Origin of the sequence: Nitrobacter sp. (assembly GCF_051535235.1) — a bacterium.
Lineage (GTDB): Bacteria > Pseudomonadota > Alphaproteobacteria > Rhizobiales > Xanthobacteraceae > Nitrobacter.
In genome coordinates this window covers 359,192-379,907 of the sequence record NZ_JBPPLZ010000003.1, presented here as the reverse complement: position 1 = coordinate 379,907, position 20,716 = coordinate 359,192, and the positions used below count along the sequence as shown (strand labels likewise).

At 62.2% G+C, this 20,716-nt stretch carries 13 protein-coding genes and 1 tRNA gene; 3 read left to right on the top strand and 11 right to left on the bottom strand.

What is annotated here, in order from left to right; all coding sequences use genetic code 11:
* Nucleotide 1: 1 nt before the first annotated feature.
* Entirely contained in the window at nucleotides 2-2,101 is a 2,100-nt protein-coding gene (gene recG / locus ACS3WA_RS06365; RefSeq protein WP_438277696.1) for an ATP-dependent DNA helicase RecG, read from the top strand.
* A 3-nt stretch (nucleotides 2,102-2,104) separates the two neighbouring features.
* Here recG and ACS3WA_RS06360 read toward each other — a convergent pair whose 3' ends face one another.
* Both ACS3WA_RS06360 and glmS read right to left on the bottom strand, forming a co-directional pair.
* Complete coding sequence (locus tag ACS3WA_RS06360; RefSeq protein WP_438277695.1) at nucleotides 2,105-2,875, bottom strand: DUF502 domain-containing protein; 771 nt, start codon at nucleotides 2,873-2,875, stop codon at nucleotides 2,105-2,107.
* Between the two features lie 103 nt (nucleotides 2,876-2,978).
* Entirely contained in the window at nucleotides 2,979-4,805 is a 1,827-nt protein-coding gene (gene glmS / locus ACS3WA_RS06355) for a glutamine--fructose-6-phosphate transaminase (isomerizing) (protein ID WP_438277694.1), read from the bottom strand.
* A 410-nt stretch (nucleotides 4,806-5,215) separates the two neighbouring features.
* Between glmS and ACS3WA_RS06350 the strand changes: the two genes are divergently transcribed.
* Nucleotides 5,216-5,410: a hypothetical protein gene (locus tag ACS3WA_RS06350; RefSeq protein ID WP_438277693.1), complete on the top strand. Its 195-nt coding sequence runs from the start codon at nucleotides 5,216-5,218 to the stop codon at nucleotides 5,408-5,410.
* 83 nt (nucleotides 5,411-5,493) lie between these two features.
* Here ACS3WA_RS06350 and ACS3WA_RS06345 read toward each other — a convergent pair.
* The 6 genes from ACS3WA_RS06345 to ACS3WA_RS06320 all read right to left on the bottom strand — a co-directional run bounded on the left by ACS3WA_RS06345 (nucleotide 5,494) and on the right by ACS3WA_RS06320 (nucleotide 15,530).
* Nucleotides 5,494-5,567: transfer RNA gene (locus ACS3WA_RS06345), tRNA-Cys, on the bottom strand.
* A 104-nt stretch (nucleotides 5,568-5,671) separates the two neighbouring features.
* Entirely contained in the window at nucleotides 5,672-6,409 is a 738-nt protein-coding gene (locus ACS3WA_RS06340; protein WP_438277692.1) for a tRNA-uridine aminocarboxypropyltransferase, read from the bottom strand.
* A gap of 52 nt (nucleotides 6,410-6,461) precedes the next feature.
* Nucleotides 6,462-9,560: an efflux RND transporter permease subunit gene (locus ACS3WA_RS06335; protein WP_438277691.1), complete on the bottom strand. Its 3,099-nt coding sequence runs from the start codon at nucleotides 9,558-9,560 to the stop codon at nucleotides 6,462-6,464.
* On the bottom strand, nucleotides 9,560-12,688 hold the full coding sequence (locus ACS3WA_RS06330; protein ID WP_438277690.1) for an efflux RND transporter permease subunit: 3,129 nt from the start codon (nucleotides 12,686-12,688) through the stop codon (nucleotides 9,560-9,562). Before ACS3WA_RS06330 ends, ACS3WA_RS06335 begins: the two co-directional genes overlap by 1 nt.
* 63 nt (nucleotides 12,689-12,751) lie before the next feature.
* Nucleotides 12,752-14,125 carry an efflux RND transporter periplasmic adaptor subunit gene (locus tag ACS3WA_RS06325; RefSeq protein WP_438277689.1) on the bottom strand — a complete coding sequence of 458 codons (1,374 nt, stop codon included), beginning with the start codon at nucleotides 14,123-14,125 and terminating at the stop codon, nucleotides 12,752-12,754.
* On the bottom strand, nucleotides 14,115-15,530 hold the full coding sequence (locus ACS3WA_RS06320) for an efflux transporter outer membrane subunit (RefSeq protein WP_438277710.1): 1,416 nt from the start codon (nucleotides 15,528-15,530) through the stop codon (nucleotides 14,115-14,117). Before ACS3WA_RS06320 ends, ACS3WA_RS06325 begins: the two co-directional genes overlap by 11 nt.
* A gap of 631 nt (nucleotides 15,531-16,161) precedes the next feature.
* Here ACS3WA_RS06320 and ACS3WA_RS06315 point away from each other — a divergent pair.
* A complete protein-coding gene (locus ACS3WA_RS06315) occupies nucleotides 16,162-17,202 on the top strand; it encodes a cysteine synthase A (RefSeq protein ID WP_438277688.1) in 1,041 nt (346 codons plus the stop codon).
* Nucleotides 17,203-17,218: 16 nt separating this feature from the next.
* Here the strand turns inward: ACS3WA_RS06315 and ACS3WA_RS06310 are convergent, their stop codons facing one another.
* From ACS3WA_RS06310 to ACS3WA_RS06300, 3 genes are read right to left on the bottom strand one after another with little or no spacing between them, the layout of a single operon-like run.
* The gene (locus ACS3WA_RS06310; RefSeq protein WP_438277687.1) at nucleotides 17,219-17,962 is read right to left on the bottom strand and encodes an amino acid ABC transporter ATP-binding protein; all 744 of its coding nucleotides are present in this window, start codon (nucleotides 17,960-17,962) and stop codon (nucleotides 17,219-17,221) included.
* Between the two features lie 14 nt (nucleotides 17,963-17,976).
* Entirely contained in the window at nucleotides 17,977-19,497 is a 1,521-nt protein-coding gene (locus ACS3WA_RS06305) for an amino acid ABC transporter permease (RefSeq protein WP_438277686.1), read from the bottom strand.
* The gene (locus tag ACS3WA_RS06300; RefSeq protein ID WP_438277685.1) at nucleotides 19,494-20,699 is read right to left on the bottom strand and encodes an amino acid ABC transporter permease; all 1,206 of its coding nucleotides are present in this window, start codon (nucleotides 20,697-20,699) and stop codon (nucleotides 19,494-19,496) included. Before ACS3WA_RS06300 ends, ACS3WA_RS06305 begins: the two co-directional genes overlap by 4 nt.
* Nucleotides 20,700-20,716: the final 17 nt, after the last annotated feature.

Below are 20,716 nucleotides of genomic sequence, written 5' to 3'. Positions count from 1 at the left end.
GATGCGCCCTGCACTGCTCAATCCTCTCTTTGCACCGGTGACCAGCCTGACGGGCGTCGGCCCGAAGCAGGACAAGCTGTTTCGGTATCTGCTCGGGCGCGACCAGACCCCGCGCCTGATCGATCTGCTGTTTCACCTGCCTGCAAGCGTCATCGACCGCAGGGCGCGACCCAAGATCCGCGATGCCGTTCCCGGCACCGTGGTGACGCTTGAAGTGACAGTCGACCGGCATCGCCCCGCGCCGCCCGGACGCTCGCGCGCGCCGCATCTCGTCCACGCCAGCGACGAGACCGGAGACGTCGTGCTGACCTACTTCCGCGCCCAGCCGGACTACGTGGAAAAGCTGCTTCCCGTCGGAGCCAAGCGCTACGTGTCCGGCACCGCTCAGATGTTCGACGGTACCTTGCAGATCGTTCATCCCGACCGCGTTGTCGATGAGGCAGGACTGGCAAAGCTCTCCGGCATCGATCCGGTCTATCCTCTCACCGAGGGCCTGGCGCTGGGCACATTGCGGCGCGCGGTCGCGATGGCCCTGCAAAGGCTCCCGGCGCTGCCCGAATGGATCAGCCCGGAAATCCTGCGCCGCTGCGGCTTTCCGTCGATGGCGGAAGCGCTGCATCGCGTTCACGCGCCATTGGAATTGACCGATATCCTGCCGGAAGGACCGTTCTGGTCACGCCTTGCCTTCGACGAGTTGCTCGCCGGACAACTCGCGCTGGCGCTGGTGCGCGCGCGGCTCCGCCGGCCGGCCGGAAGCCGACACGCCGGCGACGGGCACCTGCGCAACAGGATCATCGATGCGCTGCCCTATGCCCTGACGACGTCTCAACAACAGGCGGTCGCCGCAATCAGCGACGACCTGCGGCAACCCGTGCGGATGCTGCGGCTGCTTCAGGGCGACGTCGGCTCCGGCAAGACAGTCGTCGCGCTGCTCGCCGCCGCCGCGGTGGCTGAAGCCGGCAAGCAGACCGCGCTGATGGCGCCGACCGAAATCCTTGCACGCCAGCATATCAAGACCATCGCGCCGCTGGCCGAACAGGCGGGCTTGCGCGTCGCCATCCTGACCGGACGCGAGAAAGGCAGGGAGCGGCGCGAGATTACCGCACGCCTCGGCAACGGCGACATCGACCTGCTCGTCGGCACCCACGCGCTGATCCAGGACGACGTCGCATTCAAGGCGCTGGCGCTGGCGGTCGTCGACGAACAGCACCGTTTCGGCGTGCGCGAGCGGCTTGCATTGACTGCCAAGGGCGAGGCCGTGGATGTGCTGGTGCTGAGCGCGACACCGATTCCGCGCACGCTGGTTCTCACCTATTTCGGCGATATGGACGTCTCCGAACTGCGCGAAAAGCCCGCCGGCCGGCAGCCGATCGATACCCGCGCAGTCTCCGACAGCCGGCTGGACGAGGTGATCGATGCGGTCGGCCGTGCGGTGAAGGCCGGCAAGCTGGTCTACTGGATCTGTCCGCTGGTCGAGGAATCCGAGACCGTGAATCTCACCGATGCCGAGCAACGGTTCGACAGCCTCAAGGCGCGCTTCGGCGACAAGGTCGGTCTCGTCCACGGCAAGATGCGCGGGTCCGAAAAAGACCGCATGATGGCGCAGTTCGCAGCGGCCGAAATCAATCTGCTGGTCGCGACGACGGTTGTCGAGGTCGGCGTTGACGTTCCGGCGGCGACCATCATGGTCATCGAGAACGCCGAGCGTTTCGGCCTTGCGCAACTCCACCAGCTACGAGGACGGATCGGCCGCGGCTCCGAGCCTTCAACCTGCCTGCTGCTCTACCGCGAGCCATTGGGCGAGATGTCCGATGCGCGGCTGCGGGTGATCCGGGAAACCACCGACGGCTTCCGCATCGCCGAGGAAGATCTGAAGCTGCGCGGCGAAGGCGATGTGCTCGGCACCCGCCAGAGCGGCCTGCCCGGCTATCGCATTGCGCGCTCCGATGTTCACGCGCAGCTCATCGCGCAGGCCCGCGACGAAGCCTTGCGCATCATGAAGCAGAACCCGATGCTGTCCGGCGCACAAGGTGAAGCGTTGCGATGCCTGCTGTATCTGTTTGAGCGCGACGAAGCCCTGCCCCTGATTGGCGCGGGCTGAAAATCAGTCGACCTTTGCAGTCTCGGGGGTAAAGGCGGGATCATTCGCCGCGCGGGCGGTGTTGGCCATGTCCGCAAGAGCCGCGAGCTTCTTCTGCTGATCGGAGTTCGGTTGAACGACGCCCGCAGACATGATGAGGGTTGCCGCATCCTCAGTGCTCATGTCGACCTCGACGACCTTGCTCTTCGGTACGTAAAAGAAGAAGCCCGTGGTCGGGTTGGGCGCACAAGGCAGGAAGACCGAAATGTGCTCCTCCTGACCTGGAAGCCGCGCGGCGACATTCGCGCTCGGGACCTGCGAAATGAGAACGATCGACCACATCCCGGGCGACGGAAATTCAACCAGACCGACCTTGCGCAGGCTCGATCCGGATCCGGAAAAAAGCGTCTCAAAAACCTGCTTGAGGCCGCGGTAGATCGCCCGCACCACCGGCATCCGGCCGAGGATCTTTTCGCCAAAATCGACCAGCGTCCGGCCGATCAGGTTGGCCGTGAGGAAGCCGAGCATCGTCAGCGCGAATACCGCGACGATCAAACCCGATCCCGGCACTCCGAAAGGCAGGTACGTTTCCGGCCGATACGTAATGGGGACGAACGGTCGCACCAGGTTGTCGACCCAGTTCACAAACCACCAGGTCAGGTAAAGCGTTATCGCGACCGGGCCTGCGACAATCAGACCGGTCAGAAAGTAATTCCGGAATCGCGCGATGACGCCGCGGGGCACCTCCGGGTGAGGGTCGCCTGGCGGGCCGCTCGAAGAACTGTTACGGGTCATCGTGGTTCCAGATCAAGATGTCCAAATTAGGCAGTATCTGGTCATATAGGCATTCCAGCAGACTTTGCATGCGGCGCGTTGGACCGCCGCTGCCGACCCTGTCTTATTCGACCGTGACGGATTTTGCCAGATTGCGCGGCTGGTCGACGTCGGTGCCCATGACGACAGCGGTATGGTAGGCCAGCAACTGTACCGGAACCGCATAAATCAACGGGGCAAACGTCGCCGCCATGTCGGGCAGGATTATCGTCACCAGCGACCTGACGGCCGCCTCGGCGGCCCCCTTTGCGTCGGTCATGAGAATGATGTTGCCGCCGCGCGCCGCCACCTCCTGCATGTTGGAGACGGTCTTTTCGAAAACGCGATCGTAGGGTGCGATCACCACCACCGGCATGTTCTCGTCGATCAGCGCGATCGGTCCATGCTTGAGTTCGCCGGCGGCGTAGCCTTCCGCATGGATATAGGAAATTTCCTTGAGCTTGAGCGCGCCCTCCAGGGCAAGAGGATAGCTGGTGCCCCGTCCGAGATACAGGACGTCCTTCGATTTGGCGATGTCGCGCGCGAGCTTGTCGATCTGCGGTTCTGTGGCCAGCGCTTCCGACATCAGCCGCGGAACCTCGATCAGGCCGTGCACGAGCTTGGCCTCGTCTTTTTCGGATAACTCGCCCCGCGCCTTGCCCGCGGCGATCGCGAGCGCCGCAAGCACCATCAACTGGCAGGTGAAAGCCTTGGTCGAAGCGACGCCGATCTCCGGCCCCGCCAGGGTCTGCAACATCGTCTCGCTCTCTCGCGCGATTGTCGACGTCGTGACGTTGACGACCGAGAGCGTATGCAGTCCCTGCTCCTTCGCATAACGAAGCGCGGCGAGCGTGTCGGCGGTCTCGCCGGATTGCGAAATGAAGATGGCGAGATCGCCCTTGCCGAGCGGCGCCTCACGGTAGCGAAACTCAGACGCGATATCGATGTCGACGGACAGCCGGGCTAGACGCTCGAGCCAGTATTTGCCGATGTAACCGGCGTAGTTCGCGGTTCCGCAAGCCACGATCGAGACCCGCCTGATATCGCGAAAATCGAACGGGAGATCCTTCGGAAGCAACACGCGCTCCGTCGCCATGTCGACGTAACGGGCCAGCGTATGTCCGACGACTTCGGGCTGTTCGTGGATTTCCTTGGCCATGAAGTGACGAAAGTTGGCCTTGTCCACCAGGGAAGTCGAGGCGCTGTGCTTGACGCGCTCGCGCTGAACGATGGCGCCCCGGTGGTCGTAGACGGTTGCGCCGTTGCGGGTCAAAATCGCCCAGTCGCCGTCTTCGAGATAGCTGATCGTGTCGGTGAGCGGCCCGAGCGCGATGGCATCCGATCCCAGATACATTTCGCCGTCGCCATAGCCGATAGCCAGCGGCGGTCCGTTACGCGCGCCGATCAGAATGTTGTCGTCGGACGCGAAGATGAAGCCGAGGGCGAAGGCGCCGCGAAGCTGCGACAGCGTGGCCTTGACCGCTTCGACGGGATCGACGCCAGCGGCGAGATAGCCGTCGACGAGATGCAGGACCGTCTCGGTATCGGTTTCGGTCTGGAAGACCGCTCCTTTTTTCTGAAGCTCGTCGCGAAGCTCGCGGAAATTTTCGATGATTCCGTTGTGGACGACCGCCACGCGCTCGGTCGCGTGCGGATGAGCGTTGTTCTCCGTCGGCTTGCCGTGCGTTGCCCAGCGCGTATGTCCGATCCCGACGCGTCCCGCCAGCGGTTCAGCCCGCAGGCGCACTTCCAGATTCCGCAGCTTGCCCTCGGCGCGACGGCGCGCCAGGAGCGTTCCCTCCAGTGTCGCGATGCCGGCGGAATCGTAGCCGCGATATTCGAGGCGCTTCAACGAATCGACCAACTGATCCGCGACGGGACCGCGTCCCAGAATTCCGACAATGCCGCACAATCAATTTCTCCAATCGCAGAAAAACTACAAAAAATTATCCGCGTCCTCTTAACGAATACCCCGGAGCGCAAGGAAACAATAATTATTGCCGATTGCGACAGGGTTAAATCGATCCGATCGCAAATCGTCGCGCAGCCTTTTCAGCGTTCACGCCACGGCAGTCGTCACCGCGATCAAGCCTCGCAATGTACCGGGCTGGTGGCCTGCTCCCTGATTAACAGTGCGGTAACCTTGGGCGTCCGGGTTCGATAATCCGCGCCGAGCGCAACGCCTTGAGTTCCCGATATGCCGGTGCTCGAGGCCGCTTTGAATTTTCACGAGCGATCGAAACAATTTTAGCGATTCCTGCAACGGGAGCCCAAGCCCTTTTTGGCACTGTGCGCGCAAGAAACAAGAAAAGTGAGGCGCACATGAGTGAAGCCGAATTTGAACGGTTGCTGAGCGCAGTGAGCACCGCGATCGCTCCGCGCATCGAAGAAGCCGTGGTGAACGACCTGTCGGATTTCGACGACCTGCATTTTGGCGAGCCGCCGCAAGCTGCCAATGACAACGAGGTCGTCTGGCCGTTCTTCCCTTTCCCCGATGGATGGAACGGCGCCTGCTGAACGATTCGACGAGCGACATGGACGCTCTCGGGCCTGTTTTGGGATTCCATCAAATAATCAATCTAAGTTATTGATTATGTTGATGGAGGCCACGTCCGGAATTGAACCGGAGTACACGGTTTTGCAGACCGTTGCGTAACCACTCCGCCACGTGGCCCCTTGGGCCGGGGTTATTATAGAGTGTCAGCCAGTTAGGCAACCTCGCTCAAGCCGGATCGATATGAATTCTGAAACCGCGCTCCGCCGGAGCGAAACGGCCGGTCAGGCCCGCTTGCGGCGCCGATAATCCCTCTTCGATTTCGGCCTTGGCGCAAGTTCGGGCATGGTCGCCTGGACCTCGCGATATTTCGCCAGCATCCGCTCGAAACTCGCGAGCAAGGTCGTCTCGATGTCCGGTCGATTTTCCAGACCGGCGAGCGTCATCGCCGCGGCCTCGATCGTGGCGAGTCCGTCCCGGCGAGGCTCCTTGCGAAGCTTGCCGTAGCGCGAGGGCTGGCGCGGTCCCAGAATGATGCGCTGGCACTTGAGCATCCATGCATTGCGCCACCACAGCGCCTTGGCCTGACTCCAGGTGCCGTCCAGCAGCACCAAACCCTCGATGTTGGCGAGAATGCCGGATTGATCGTCTTCCATCTCGCCCTTGCGGTCGATCGCCACGATGGCGCGGTCGGTGCCGAAGGAATCGGCCTTGGCCGAACCGAGATAAAGCACCGCCCAACGCGAGGGATCGTCCACCCGCTGGCCGAGCGCCTTCGACAGGCTCGGCCACGACAACCCGATCTTCAGGACGGCATCGTCGAAATGTAAAGCTGTCAGCGTGGCGGTGCCGAGAGCCCTGTCCTGCTCTTGCGGATGCTGGAGGATCAGGAGCGAGGTCCTGTTTCTGATCGGCTCGATGCTGTCGCAAATACAGAGCGCCAACGGCTTGCGGCACCGCGGACAATCCTCCGCGACATCTGGCTTTTTACCTGCGGCGGCTTCGTGGGCGTTCTTGGACATGGCCCGCTATACGCTGCGTCCATCCTGCCGGCAAGAAACCGATTGCGTCTTCCTACTCGGCCGGCGCGACAACCGGAGCGACCTCGCCTCGCCGCCGCAACCTGTCGATCAGAAGATAGATCACGGGCGTCGTGTAAAGCGTCAGGACCTGCGAAACCAGCAGCCCGCCAATGATGGTGATGCCGAGCGGTCGGCGCAGTTCCGTGCCCGGACCGGTCGCGAGCACCAACGGTATGGCAGCGAAAATCGCGGCCATGGTGGTCATGAGAATGGGCCGAAAGCGCACGCTGCACGCCTCGAAGATGGCGTCCGCGGACGACAGACCGCGATGGCGTTCGGCATCAAGCGCAAAATCGACAATCATAATGCCGTTTTTCTTGACGATGCCAATGAGAAGAATGATTCCGACGAATGCGATGATCGTCAACGACGTGTTGGTGATCTGCAACGCCAGCAGCGCCCCAAGGCCGGCGGAAGGCAGGGTCGAGATGATGGTGAGCGGGTGAGCGAGGCTTTCATAAAGCACGCCAAGAACAATATAGACCGCGACGAATGCGCCCAGGATCAGCAGCGGCTGCCGTCCCGACGTCTTGCGGAAATCGGCCGCGTTGCCCTGGAAACTCCCGCGGATGCCCTCGGGCATGTGCAACTCATCGACCGCGCGTTGAATATTGGCCGTCGCATCGTCCAGCTCCACTCCCGGCAGCGTATTGAAGGACACTGTCGTCGATGGGAACGACTGCGAATGATAGACGGCCAGCGGAGAGAGATCGCGTCGATAATGGACGACGGCCGACAGCGGTATCTGCACTCCGTTGGCTCCCGCAACGAAAATACGTTCAAGGTTGGACGGGTCCTGCTGGAATTGCGGATTGATTTCCAGAATGACCTGATACTGATTGCGCTGGGTGTAGACGGTCGAAATCTGCCGTTGCGAAAATGCGTTGTTGAGCGCGTTATCGATGTCCTGAACCTTGACGCCAAGGCTCGACGCCTTCTGCCGGTCGATCGACAAGGTCAGTTGCAGACCGCCTGACTCCCGGTCGCTGGAAACATCCGTGATGCCTTCCACCGTCTCCATGCGCTTGGCGACCAGAGGGGCCCACTTCTGCAGCAAGTCGAGATCGGTGCTGGAGAGCGTGTACTGGTAGTTGGAATCGCTCTGGCGGCCGCCGCTGCGAATGTCCTGCGCGGCGAACATGAAGAGCTTGATGCCCGGCACATCGTCGAGATTTCGACGCATCCGGTCGATAACCTGCGCGGTCGAGAGCCCACCTCGTTCGGCCGGCGGCTTCAGCGTGATAAACATGAACCCGCGATTTGCACCTCCGCGTCCGCTACCGCCGCCGATCGAGGAGCCGATACCCTGCACGCCGGGATCCGCCATCACGATATCCATCACGCGCTGTTGAAGCCCCAGCATGGACTGAAAGGAAACGTCTGCAGACGCGCGCGTCGAACCGATCACGAAGCCGCTGTCATCGATCGGGAAGTAGCCCTTCGGCATCTTGATATACAGCGTCACCGTCAGGGCGATCGTCGCAAAAAACACCAGCAACGTCAGGAAGGGAAAGCGGAGCACGACGCGTAGCGTCCGCGTGTAGAAAGTCACGATCCGCGACAACAGACCTTCGACGAACCGATCGAAGCGGGTCGCATCAGACGACATCCCCTGTTTGATGTAGTGGGCGCAGATCATGGGCGTCACCGTCAACGACACGATGGTCGACACCACGATCGCGAAGGTGAGGGTCAGGGAAAATTCCCGCAGCAAGCGGCCGACGATGCCGTCCATGAAGATCAAAGGCGTGAATGCAGCGACCAGCGACAGGCTGATCGACAGCACCGTGAAGCCAATTTGCCGCGCTCCTTCGAGCGCAGCCTGGTAAGGCGGCAGGCCGTGCTCGAGGTTGCGGTACATGTTCTCGATCATGACGATGGCATCGTCGACCACGAAGCCGACGGAAATGGCTAACGCCATCAACGACAGGTTGTCGATGGAGAAGCCTGCCAGCCACATGCCCGCGCATGTCCCCGCCAGCGCCAGCGGAACCGACACGCCGGCCGCGACCGTCGGCGTGAGGCGGCGGAGAAACGCATAGACCACCACCATCACCAGAAAGGCAGTCGCCAACAGCGTCCACTGCATGTCGTCGACACTTGCCCGGATCGAACCGGTGCGGTCGACGATGGTCGAGATCTCAACGCCAGCGGGAATCCACTGCTTGAGTCCGGGGAGCATCGCCTTCACCCGATCGACCGTGTCGATGACGTTGGCGTCGCCCTGTTTGGTGATCTGGATCAGCACCGCCGGTTGCTTGTTGAACCACGCGATCGAGCGGCTGTTGCGCGTAGCGTCCTTGACGTCGGCCACGTCCGACAGCCGGACAAAATTCCCTCCCGAGCTTTTGATGACGATGTCGCGAAATTCGGCCGCAGTCCGCATCTGCCGGTTGGTCGACAGCGTCTCGCTCTGGCGGCCACCGTTGAATATGCCGACCGGGCCGAGCGGGTTGGCGTTCACGATCGCGGTCCGGACATCGTCGGTCGCGATGCCCGCGTTCGAGAGCGCCACCGGGTTGAGCGCAATACGGACGGCCGGCTGGTCCGCGCCGCTCACGGAAACTTCACCGACGCCCGGCACCTGCGAGATGCGCTGCACGATCACCGTGTCGGCGACATCGTAGATCGCGCTGGTCGACATCGTCTTTGAGGTCAGCGCCAGAACGAAGACCGGCGCGGCAGCGGGATTGGCCTTGCGGAATGTCGGCAGCGTCGGCAGATCGCTTGGCAAATCTGCGAGCGAGGCGTTGATGGCCGCCTGCACGTCGCGCGCGGCGTGGTCGATGTCCCGCCCGATGGCGAACTGCAACTGGATACTGGTTGAGCCGAGCGTGCTTGAGGACGTGATCTGATCGATGCCCGCAATCTCGCCGAGCCGGCGCTCCAGCGGCGCGGCGACGGTCGCCGCCATGACCGAAGGGTCCGCTCCCGGCCGGCTGGCCGCGACCCTGATCATCGGAAAGTCGACGTTCGGCACCGAAGCTACGGGGAGGAATCCGTAAGCGACCAGGCCGGTCAGAAACAGGCCGATCGCCAGAAGGGTGGTACCGACCGGCCTTCGGATGAACGGCTCGGAAATGGAGGCCACTACTGCATTCCCTCGCTCATGCCCGCGATCGGCGGCGGCTTGGGCCCGCCGGTCGGCACGGCCTGTTCGATGCGTTTGTTCAGCCGGTCCAGCGCCAGGTAGATCACCGGCGTGGTGTAGAGCGTGAGCAACTGGCTGAGCAGCAGGCCTCCGATGATCGAGATACCGAGAGGAAATCTCAGCTCCGCGCCGGTGCCGCTTTCGACAGCCAGCGGCAATGCGCCGAACAGCGCAGCCAGCGTTGTCATCATGATCGGTCTGAACCGGAGCAGACATGCCTGCACGATCGCTTCGGTCGCAGACATGCCCTGATGGCGCTCAGCCTCGAGCGCGAAGTCGATCATCATGATGGCGTTCTTCTTCACGATGCCCATCAGAAGAATGATGCCGATCAGGCCGATGACGGACAGATCCTGCCCGAACAGCATCAGCGCGAGGATGGCGCCGACGCCCGCCGAAGGCAGCGTCGAAAGAATCGTGATCGGATGAATGTAGCTCTCGTACAAGACTCCCAGCACGATGTAGATCGTAACCAGCGCGGCCAGGATCAGCCAGGGCTGCCCGGCCAGCGACTTCGAGAACTCCGCCGCGTCGCCGGAGAACACGCCGACGATACTTGTCGGCATGCCGATGCGGCTTTCGATGGTCTTGACCCGATCCACGGCATCGCCAAGCGATTCTCCCGGAGCAAGATTGAAACTCAGCGATGCCGCCGGGAATTGCGCGCGATGCGAGATCGCCAGCGGCGCCGTCGTTCGGGTCAACGTCGCAACGGCGGATAGCGGCACCTGCGCGCCGGCGAGCCCGGGTAGATACAGCTTGGAAAGGATCGAGGGATCGCGCTGATACTGGGGCAAGGCCTCCAGCACGACGCGATACTGATTGGCCTGCCCGTAAACGGTCGATATCTGGCGCTGCGCGAACGCGTCGTTCAAGGTGTCGTTGACGCCCTGGATGCTGACGCCGAGCTGACCCGCGCGCGCCCGATCGATATTCAGCGCGGCTCGCAGACCTCCCTCCTGTACTTCCGACGATACGTCCTGAAACAGCGGATCGCGACGCAGTTCGGCAACGAGCTTGCGGGTCCACTCCGAAACGTCCGCAGCATCGGTCCCCGTCAGCGTGTACTGATATTGCGAGCGGCTCGACTGCGTACTGATCTGGACGTCCTGCACCGGTTGAAAATAAACCGTCATGCCCGGGATGGCGGCCACGCGCTCCTTCAGGCGCGCAACGACGGCGGCAACGTCGTCGCGGCGGTCGCCCCGCGGTTTCAGCGTCATCACCAGGCGTCCGACATTCGTCGTCGGATTCACGGAACCGGCGCCGATGACGGATACGAGGCCCGTCACATCAGGATCTTCCCTTATTGCGTTGGCCGCCTCGGTCTGCCGGCTTTGCATTTCGGCGAACGATACCTGCGGTCCGGCCTCGGTGACCGCCGTGATGGACGCCGTATCCTGCAGGGGCAGAAATCCCTTCGGTACGACCGCGTAGAGGATCAGCGTCGCGGCGATGGTTGCGAAGGTCACGACCAGCGTCGCGGGCTGGTGCGCAAGCACCCACAGCAGGCTCCGATGGTAGAGCTCGACCAACCGATCGATATTGCCGCTGACCCACGCCAATCCCGGAAGGCCGCGCTTGTCGTCGGAGTGTTTCAGAAGACGCGAGCACATCATGGGCGTCAAAGTCAGCGATACGACTGCTGATGTGACGACCGCGGTGGTCAGCGTCAGGGCAAATTCGCGGAACATCCTCCCGACCAGTCCAGACATGAACAGGAGCGGGATGAATACCGCGATCAGCGAGACCGTCAGCGAAATTACGGTAAAGCCGATCTCGCTCGCGCCTCGCAGCGAGGCTTCCATGACGCTCTCGCCGTTCTCGATGTGACGGACGATGTTTTCGATCATGACGATTGCATCGTCGACCACGAATCCGGTGCCGATCGTCAGCGCCATCAGCGACAGGTTGTCGAGGCTGAACCCGGCGAAATACATGATGCCGAAGCTGGTGATCAGCGATAACGGGAGCGCCACGCCTGCGATCAGCGTCGCCCGCAGCGAGCGCAGGAACAGCAGGACGACAAGCGTGACGAGCACGGCGCTGAGGATCAGCGTGAACTGCACGTCGTGAACGGAGGCGCGGATGGTCACGGTGCGGTCGCTGACCACCGTCAGTTTGACGCCGGCCGGAATCGTGCGCTGGAGGGCCGGAATCGCCTCCCGGATCTGCCGGACGACCTCGATCACGTTGGCGCCGGGCTGACGCTGGATGTCGATGATGACGGCCGGCGTTCCGTTATACCAGCCGCCGGTGCGATCATTTTCCAGTCCGTCGACGATCCGGGCGACATCGCCGATCGTGACCGGAGAGCCGTTGCGATAGGCGATGATGATCGGCTTGTACGCATCCGCCGCCGCGATCTGATCATTGGCTGCGATGGTGTAGGCCTGCTGCGCGCCGTCCAGCGACCCCTTCGGGCCTGATACATTGGCGCCCGCAATCGCGGTCCGCAGGTCTTCCATCGAAATGCCGTAAGCGGCCAGCCGCGCGAGATCGGCCTGCACTCGCACCGCCGGCTTCAGACCGCCGAGCACGGACACGCGGCCTACACCCGAAATCTGACTGAGGCGCTGCGTCAGGATGGTATCCGCAAGATCGCTCATGGCGCGCAGCGAGACGGTGTCAGACGTCAGCGCGAGCGTCATCACCGGCGCGGCGGCAGGATTCACCTTGGCGTAAGTCGGCGGATACGGAAGGTTCTTCGGCAAAATCCCGGCGGCGGCGTTGATGGCGGCCTGCACATCCTGGGTCGCGCCGTCGATATCGCGGTTCAGATCGAATTGCAGGGAAATCTGACTGACGCCAAATGAGCTTGTCGATGTCATCGACGACAGCGAGGGAATCTGTCCGAGTTGCCGTTCCAGTGGCGCGGTCAGCAGCGACGCCACCACGTCGGGACTTGCGCCAGGCAACTGCGTGCTCACCTGCACGGTCGGAAAGTCGACCTGCGGCAGCGCGGAGATCGGCAACGCCCAATAGCCGAGCGCGCCTCCGATCATCAGCGCGATCCCGAGCAAGGAGGTTGCGATCGGCCGACGAATAAACGGTTCGGAGACGCCCATGTCTGTCAACTCGTCTGTCAGCCCGCTACCGCGGGCTCGATATTCGGCGCCCTGCCTCGCGGCTCACGGTTGAGCCTTTGTGCTGCCGCTCGACTGCCCGTTATCCTGTGCGCCGCCGCCCGACCGCCTTTGATTCCCTTCGCCCCGCTTGCCCCGCTGTTCGCCGTTTCCGCCCTCCTGGCGATTGCCGCGTCTGCCCTGCCGTTTCTGTGGCGCGAGATCAGCCGTCGGCGGCTGATTGTTCTCGCTGACCTTCACCTTCGCGCCGTCGGACAGATTGGCAAAACCCGTGGTGACTACCCGATCCGCAGGAGCGATGCCCTTGGCGATCACCGCATCCTGTTCGTTCTGCTGCGTCACCGGCACCGGCTTTGCGGTTACGGTATCGTCGTCGCTTCCGATCACATAGGCGAAGGTTCCGAGCGGACCGCGCTGCACCGCCGACGTCGGTATCACCGTCGCCTGCGACAGCGTTTCCACCTTGAGGCGGACATTGACGAACTGGCCCGGCCATAGCTGGAAGTTTCCATTGGGAAACTCGGCCTTCAGCTTCAATGTGCCGGTCGTTGGATCGACCTGATTGTCGATGCCGACCAGCCTGCCGATGTCGGCAACCGTCGTTCCGTCGTTTCCGAAGACGTCGACTTCGAGAACTCCCTTCGCCACTGCCGCGTTCACGCGCGTAATCTGCTGCTGCGGAAGGCTGAACTGTACGGCGATAGGCTGAAGCTGCGTTATGATGACAAGTCCGGTCGCATCGGACGCATGGATGATGTTGCCCTGATCGACCTGACGGAGCCCCGCCCGGCCCGAAATCGGCGCGATGATCTTGGTGTAACCGAGCGTCGCCTGGGCGTTGTCGATCGCCGCCTGATCGGCCTTGATGAGCGCCTCCTGCTGCGCAACGACCGCCGTCTGCGTATCGGCCTGCTGCTTCGATCCGGCATTGGAGGCAGCCAGTTGCTGATAGCGCTTCAGGTCGAGGCGCATGTTGGCGAGTTGCGCTTCGTCCTGAGCCTTCTTCGCGACCGCCTGGTCATACTGCGCCTGATAGATCACGGGATCGATTTCGCCCAGCACGTCGCCTTTCCTGACATCCTGTCCTTCGGTGAAATTGACGGCTATCAGCTTGCCGTCGACCTGCGAGCGCACGGTGACCGTGTTCAGGGCGCGGACGGCTCCGACGCCATCGAGGTAGACCGGCACGTCCTGGACGCGCGGCGTTGCGGCAAGCACCGGAATTGCAAGATCAGGCCGCGTCCTTCCCTCGCGCTTCTTCTGCTCGAACGCGCTCCAGCCGAGATAGGCGAGGCCCGCGGCGATCAGAAGCGCGATCACGATCCAGGCCCTGCGTCGCCGGCCGCGAGCCGGCACGTTGCCGGGCGTCCCGCCACCGGCCGTTTCGGCACTCTGGTCGATACCCGGCTTAAAGAGCATTGCCCGGCCTCTCTATCCTCGGTTCCCAGCCGCCCCCCAGCGCCTGATAAAGGCTCACGATTGCCAAAAGCCGCGCAAGCTGTGCCTGCGACAATGCATCCTCCGCCTGAAACAACGTCAGTTGTGTGTTCAGCACCGTCACGATATCGGCGGTGCCGGCCCGAAGCTGCTGTTCGGACAGTTCGAACGCCCTGCGCGAGGCGGCCAGAACCTCCCGCTGAAGGCGCAGCTTCTCTGTGGTCTGACGGATCGCGATCAACGCGTTATCCACGTCGGCGAACGCCGAAACCACTGTCTTGCGGTAAGTCTGCAGCAGTTCGTCCTGTTTCGCTCTTGTGTATTCGAAGTTGCCGAGAATCCTGCCGCCGTCGAAAATCGGCTGCGTCAGTCCACCGGCAAGGCTGAAAAACGCAGCATGAGGCTGGAACAGCGCAACCAGGGCCGAACTCTGATAACCGCCCTGCCCGGTCAATTGAATGCTCGGGAAGAATTGCGCACGCGCGCTGCCCACATTGGCAGTTGCCGATGCGAGTTGCGCCTCCTGACGGCGGATATCCGGACGCTGCGTCAGCAATTCCGACGGCAGACCCGGTGTCACCCGCGGGACGGCGACCCGGTTGAGCGAACCGCCCTTGACCTTCACGCTTTCCGGCGGCCGAGCCACCAGCGTCGCAAGCGCGTTGATGTTTTGCCCCAGCGTCTCGCGAAGCGGCGGAACGGCGGCTCGCTGATTTGCCAGCACGCTCTCCTGTTGCGCCACGTCGAGATCGCTTCCCGTGCCAGCATTCAGCCGCTGCTTGATCGCCTCGAGAACGCGCGCGGCGCTGGCGATGTTGCGCTCGGCCGTGCGAATTCGGTCCTGCGCCGCGAGAACCTGAAAATAGGCATTCGCGACGCTGGTGAGCGTCGTCAGCGCGACGACGTCCCGGTCAAAGCGGTTCGCATTGGCAGTTTCCTCCGCGGCCAGGGTGGCGTCGCGGTTTTTGCCCCAGAAATCGATCTCATAGCTGGCGGCGCTCAGCGTGGACGAATAGTTCACCACCTCGCGGCCGCCGATGCTGAGGCCGCTGGAACTCGAGCCTGAGGTGCGGGAATAGTTTTCCTGCCCCCCGATGCTGATGCTCGGCAACAGCGCCGCGCCCGCGATCCGGGCTTGCTGATCGGCCTGAATGATCCGCGCCGTCGCCGCGGCGATGTCCAGGTTGACGGTCTGGGCTTCCTCCATCAGGTCGGTCAGTTCCGAGGAGCGAAAGCCACGCCACCAGTCGAGCGTCGGCGAAGCATCGGCCGCGCCTGGCCGCGCGGCCTTGTATCCGGCCGGAATGTCCAGCGCCGGATCGGGAAGATCTCCGGTCAGAATGCATCCAGCCGAGGTTGCAACCGCCGCCAAAGCTGCGAACAGCATGACCGGACGCCAAGTCCAGATCGCAGCCCGTCGAGGATCGCTCAAGGCCTTCGCAGGAAAATCACTCACGCCGACCCCCGCAGGGGGACCGGAAACGACGGATATTGTGAGGGCGGAGCACCCACATACCAACCTTTTTCGATATAAAAAACGACCCAGCCACCGGTAATCATGCTTTCTCTTGGAACCGTCCTATTCTAGCGGGCCGATGAGTGGACGGACAGTCCCGCCCCGCCAAGAACCTTAGATACGTTCCATGGGCTTCGCGCCATTGCAGATGACCTGATTCATCAAAAAGCCCCGTTTTGAAAGGCTTTCTGGACGTCGGGTCACGGGCGGACCCGGCAATCTTACCAAGATTTCATGCGCCGTTTCGGCTCCGGACGACACGCGGCGCCAGATTTTGGCCCGGGCACAGCGGACGAATCGAAACGCGCGCGCACTTAATTTGCGCCGGACAGTTCGTGAAAGACACAGGATGCCTCTGACGGCTTCTTCGCAACAAGGCGAACCGCGCCGCCTCATCCTGCCGCCTGTGCGATCGACCGCCTTGCTCCCTCCCTTGTAGCGCCCCCGCCTCTCAACTAGGGTTGCCGTATTCCTCCAACGGACTGACAAGATTAAGCATCTCATGAGAATCAACAACGACGTCGTCGAAGCGATCGGCAATACGCCGCTTATCAAATTGAAGCACGCATCGGAAACGACGGGATGCACCATCCTCGGCAAGGCCGAGTTCATGAATCCGGGTCAGTCGGTCAAGGATCGCGCCGGCAAACAGATGATCCTTGAAGCCGAAAAGCGGGGCGATCTCAAGCCCGGCGGCCTCGTGGTCGAAGGCACCGCCGGCAATACCGGCATCGGCCTCGCCGTCGTCGCCAGCGCGCGCGGTTATCGCACCATGATCGTGATCCCGGAGACGCAGAGCCAGGAAAAGAAGGACATGCTGCGGCTATGCGGGGCCGAACTGGTCGAGGTCCCGGCGCTCCCCTACAGCAATCCGAATAATTACCAGCACATCGCGAAGCGTCTCGCTGACGAACTGCGCCAATCCGAGCCGAACGGCGTGCTGTTTGCCGATCAGTGGAACAACCTCGACAATCCCAAGGCTCATTACGTTTCGACCGGCCCCGAAATCTGGGAGCAGACCGGCGGCAAGATCGACGGATTCATCTGTTCGATCGGGACCGGCGGCACGCTGGCCGGCACCGGTGCTTTCCTGCGGGAAAAAAAGAAGGACATCATCATCGGCGTCGCTGACCCGCGCGGGGCCGCCATGTATGAACTGTTCAGGAACGGCGTGGCCAAGGCAACTCCGGGCGGATCGATCACCGAGGGAATCGGACTTGGACGGGTGACGCCGGTTATCGCCAATGCCAAGGTCGACGAAGCCTACCTCATTCCCGACGAGGAAGCCGTGCCGGTGATCTACGATCTGCTTGAACACGAGGGGCTCTGCCTCGGCGGCTCGACCGGCATCAATGTCGCCGGCGCAATTCGTCTCGCGCGCCAGTTGGGGCCCGGCCACACGATCGTGACGATCCTGTGCGACTCCGGCAACCGCTATCAGTCGAAGCTGTTCAATCCCGACTTCATGCGCTCCAAAAACCTTCCCGTGCCGCAATGGCTGGAGAAACGAACCACGGTGAAGATTCCGCTCGCGCCGGGTTAGGCTGCCTTTAGCGCTCTCAACGCAGGATCTGGCTGAGGAAAAGCTGGGTCCGCGGATGCTTCGGATTGGCGAAAAAATTCGCCGGCGTGTCGGATTCGATGATCTGCCCATCGTCCATAAACACCATCCGGTTCGCCACTTCCTTGGCGAATCCCATTTCGTGCGTGACCACGAGCATGGTCATGCCTTCCCTGGCGAGGTCGACCATCGTGTCGAGCACCTCCTTGACCATCTCGGGGTCGAGCGCCGAGGTCGGCTCGTCGAACAGCATGACCTTCGGATTCATCGTGAGCGCGCGCGCGATCGCCACGCGTTGCTGCTGGCCTCCCGACAGCTGGCCGGGATATTTATTGGCCTGTTGAGGAATCTTGACGCGTTCAAGAAATTTCATCGCCGTCGCCTCGGCGTCTTTCTTCGGGATATTGCGGACCCAGATCGGAGCAAGCGTGCAGTTTTCAAGCACCGTCAGGTGCGGAAACAGATTGAAGTTCTGAAAAACCATTCCGACCTCGCGCCGGACTTCCTCGACGCGCCGCAGATTGGGCCCCAGTTCGATTCCATCGACGATGATCCGGCCTTCCTGAAATTCCTCGAGCGCGTTGATGCAGCGGATCAGCGTCGATTTTCCCGAGCCTGACGGACCGCAGATGACGATACGCTCGCTCCGCGCCACATCGAGATCGATGTCCCGCAGCACATGGAAGCTGCCGAACCACTTATTGAGGCCGGTGATGGAAACGATGGCATTTTCGTCTGTCATGGCCTCATCCAAGCTCAGCTTCGCCTGTCCGGATTCAGCCGATGTTCGACGAACAGTGAATATCGGGACATGCCGAAGCAGAACACGAAGTAAATGATGCCGGTGAAGGCAAACCCGGTGAACAGCGTGGTTGGCGTCGCCCATGTCGGATCTGCGAACGAGGCTCGCAAGCTCCCGAGCAGATCGAACAGCGCGATGATCGAGACCAGCGAGGTGTCCTTGAACAATGCGATAAAGCTGTTCACCAGTCCGGGAATGACGTGCCGCAACGCTTGTGGCATCACGATCAGTCCCGTCGTCTTCCAGTACGACAGGCCAAGCGCATTGGCGGCTTCCGCCTGCCCGCGCGGAATCGCGGCCAAACCGCCGCGAATAACTTCAGCGTTATAGGCGCCGGCGAACAGCGCGATGCCGATCAGAACCCGGACCAGACCATCGACAGTAAAGTTGCCGGGAAGAAAAAGCGGAAGCATGTAGGTCGCGAAAAACAGAACCGTAATGAGCGGAACGCCGCGCCAGAACTCGATGAAGGCGACCGAGAACACCCGAATCAGTGGAATGGTGGCGCGCCGTCCCAGCGCCAGCGCGATCCCGACCGGTATCGACGATACGATGCCGGTCACCGACACCACCAGCGTCACGAGCAGACCGCCCCAGAGACGGGTATCGACGATCGGAAGTCCGCCGCGATCGAGGTGCATCATCGCCATCACCACGCCAGCACCGAGGAATACCGTCAGGCTCGTGAACAGCGCGCGCCAGCCCGTCCGGAAGGCGCCGTTCAAAAGAAAAAACAGCAGCGAGACGATCACGGCAGTGCATGCAAAGTCGTACCAGACCGGCTGATCGGAATTTCGCAGCCAGTCGTGAAGCCGGACCAGCGGCCACGCCAGCAAGTTCACTGCGTCGCCGATCCACACAACGGCATGTCCTGCAAGCTGCAAAACCGGGCCGATGCCGCCCGCCTCTCCTGACGCGGCGAGTTGCCGTCCGACGCTGCTGACGCCGTCGGCGAAGCTCGACAGAAAATTGACGGTCCACTTCACGCCGAACCCGCTCACGCCTCCGCCATGCAGCAGGAAAAAAGCCACGATGGGAAACGCCACAAAGAATACACCGGCGTTGAGACTTTTCGCGGGTAACCGCGGCACCAGAAGCGGCAGCAGCAAAACGGCGGCCAGCAGGAACGTCAGATTCACCCGCCACCGCTCAGGCTCGGGATAGAAGCCATAGATGAATTGCGTGATCTTCGCCTGGACGAACGGCCAGCAGGCCCCGACCGACTGTCCTGCATCCGCAGCCAGACACGATGTTCGATCCGCGCCTTCCCAGACCGCGTCCACGAGAAGAAACCGGATCGTCGGGACGATGATGAACCACAGCAGTACGACACCGACGGCCGTCAGCAGCACGTTGCCCGGAGAATTGAGCAGACGGGTCCGCAGGAAGGCGAAAAAGCCCGTCATTTTGATCGGAGCCGACCGCTCCGGGACCAGATCGGCGCGAACGAATGACCGTGCGGGATGATCGGTCATCCGCCCATGCTCCTCGCGATACGCCAGCCGTAGAAACTCATGATCGCGCTGGTGACCAGCGAGATCAGCAGATAAACGCCCATCGTGATCGCGATGATTTCGATGGCTTGGCCGGTCTGGCTCAGCGTCGTGCCGGCAAACACCGAAAACAGGTCCGGATATCCGATGCCGACGGCCAGCGACGAATTCTTGATGAGGTTGAGATACTGATTGGTCAGCGGCGGCAGGATGACGCGCATCGCTTGCGGCACCACGATCAATCGCAGCGTCAAGCCGCGCGAGAGCCCGAGCGAGGCTCCCGCCTCCATCTGTCCCTTATGAACCGAGAGAATTCCGGCGCGCACGACTTCCGCGATGAATGCCGCCGTATATGTCGAAAGCGCGACCGCGAGCGCGACGAATTCCGGGGTCACGCGCGTCCCACCGGAGAAATTGAATCCCCTGAGAGCAGGGATCTCGAATGTGACGGGAACGCCGAAGATGAGCATCGCGACCAGCGGAACGCCGATCAGCAGCGCAAGAACGTAGGGCCACACGACAACGACTCGTCCGCTTTGGAAAAGCGCCCGGCGCGAATAACTGCGGAGCCACAGACAGCCGATGACGGAAGCCGCAATCGAAACGCTAAAGGCAACCAGCCCCTCCTGCGCAATCGGCTTCGGAATGACGAGGCCGCGATTGCTGAGAAAGAATGCATCGAAGACCGAAACGCTTTCTCTCGGACTCGGCAGCGCCCTCAGCACTGCAAGATACCAGAACAGAATCTGGAACAGCAGCGGCAGGTTCCGAACCAATTCCACATAGCCGCCGGAAATGCGCGATATCAGCCAGTTCGGCGACAGTCGGCCGAGCGCCACGACGAAGCCGATGATCGTTGCGAAGACGATGCCGACGACGGACACCAGCAGCGTATTGAGAAGGCCGACCAGAAACACGCGGGTGTAACTGTCGGTCTCGGAATACGGAATCAGGGTCTGGCTGACGCCGAAGCCGGCGGTTTGTGACATGAAGCCGAAGCCGGACGCGACGTGCTGCGCGGCGAGGTTTCCCCTCGCATTGTCGATGATCTCGTAGGCGATCCAGACCAGGACAGCGACGAACAGCACTTGCAGCGCAAGCCCGCCCCAGCCCGCTTTTCCGCCGAGCGCGCGTCGCAGTTTCAGGAAGAACTGCAGCGGCGGTTTTCGAGGCTCGGCGGCCATCGCCGTTTCCGGCGGCG

Excerpts from the sequence above, each read along its gene's own strand:
- ACS3WA_RS06325 (WP_438277689.1), bottom strand. The coding sequence starts at position 14,125 with ATGCTCTTTAAGCCGGGTATCGACCAGAGTGCCGAAACGGCCGGTGGC.
- ACS3WA_RS06320 (WP_438277710.1), bottom strand. The coding sequence starts at position 15,530 with ATGCTGTTCGCAGCTTTGGCGGCGGTTGCAACCTCGGCTGGATGCATT.
- ACS3WA_RS06305 (WP_438277686.1), bottom strand. The coding sequence starts at position 19,497 with ATGACCGATCATCCCGCACGGTCATTCGTTCGCGCCGATCTGGTCCCG.
- ACS3WA_RS06340 (WP_438277692.1), bottom strand. The coding sequence starts at position 6,409 with ATGTCCAAGAACGCCCACGAAGCCGCCGCAGGTAAAAAGCCAGATGTC.
- ACS3WA_RS06360 (WP_438277695.1), bottom strand. The coding sequence starts at position 2,875 with ATGACCCGTAACAGTTCTTCGAGCGGCCCGCCAGGCGACCCTCACCCG.
- ACS3WA_RS06315 (WP_438277688.1), top strand. The coding sequence starts at position 16,162 with ATGAGAATCAACAACGACGTCGTCGAAGCGATCGGCAATACGCCGCTT.
- ACS3WA_RS06300 (WP_438277685.1), bottom strand. The coding sequence starts at position 20,699 with ATGGCCGCCGAGCCTCGAAAACCGCCGCTGCAGTTCTTCCTGAAACTG.
- ACS3WA_RS06310 (WP_438277687.1), bottom strand. The coding sequence starts at position 17,962 with ATGACAGACGAAAATGCCATCGTTTCCATCACCGGCCTCAATAAGTGG.
- recG (WP_438277696.1), top strand. The coding sequence starts at position 2 with ATGCGCCCTGCACTGCTCAATCCTCTCTTTGCACCGGTGACCAGCCTG.
- ACS3WA_RS06330 (WP_438277690.1), bottom strand. The coding sequence starts at position 12,688 with ATGGGCGTCTCCGAACCGTTTATTCGTCGGCCGATCGCAACCTCCTTG.
- ACS3WA_RS06350 (WP_438277693.1), top strand. The coding sequence starts at position 5,216 with ATGAGTGAAGCCGAATTTGAACGGTTGCTGAGCGCAGTGAGCACCGCG.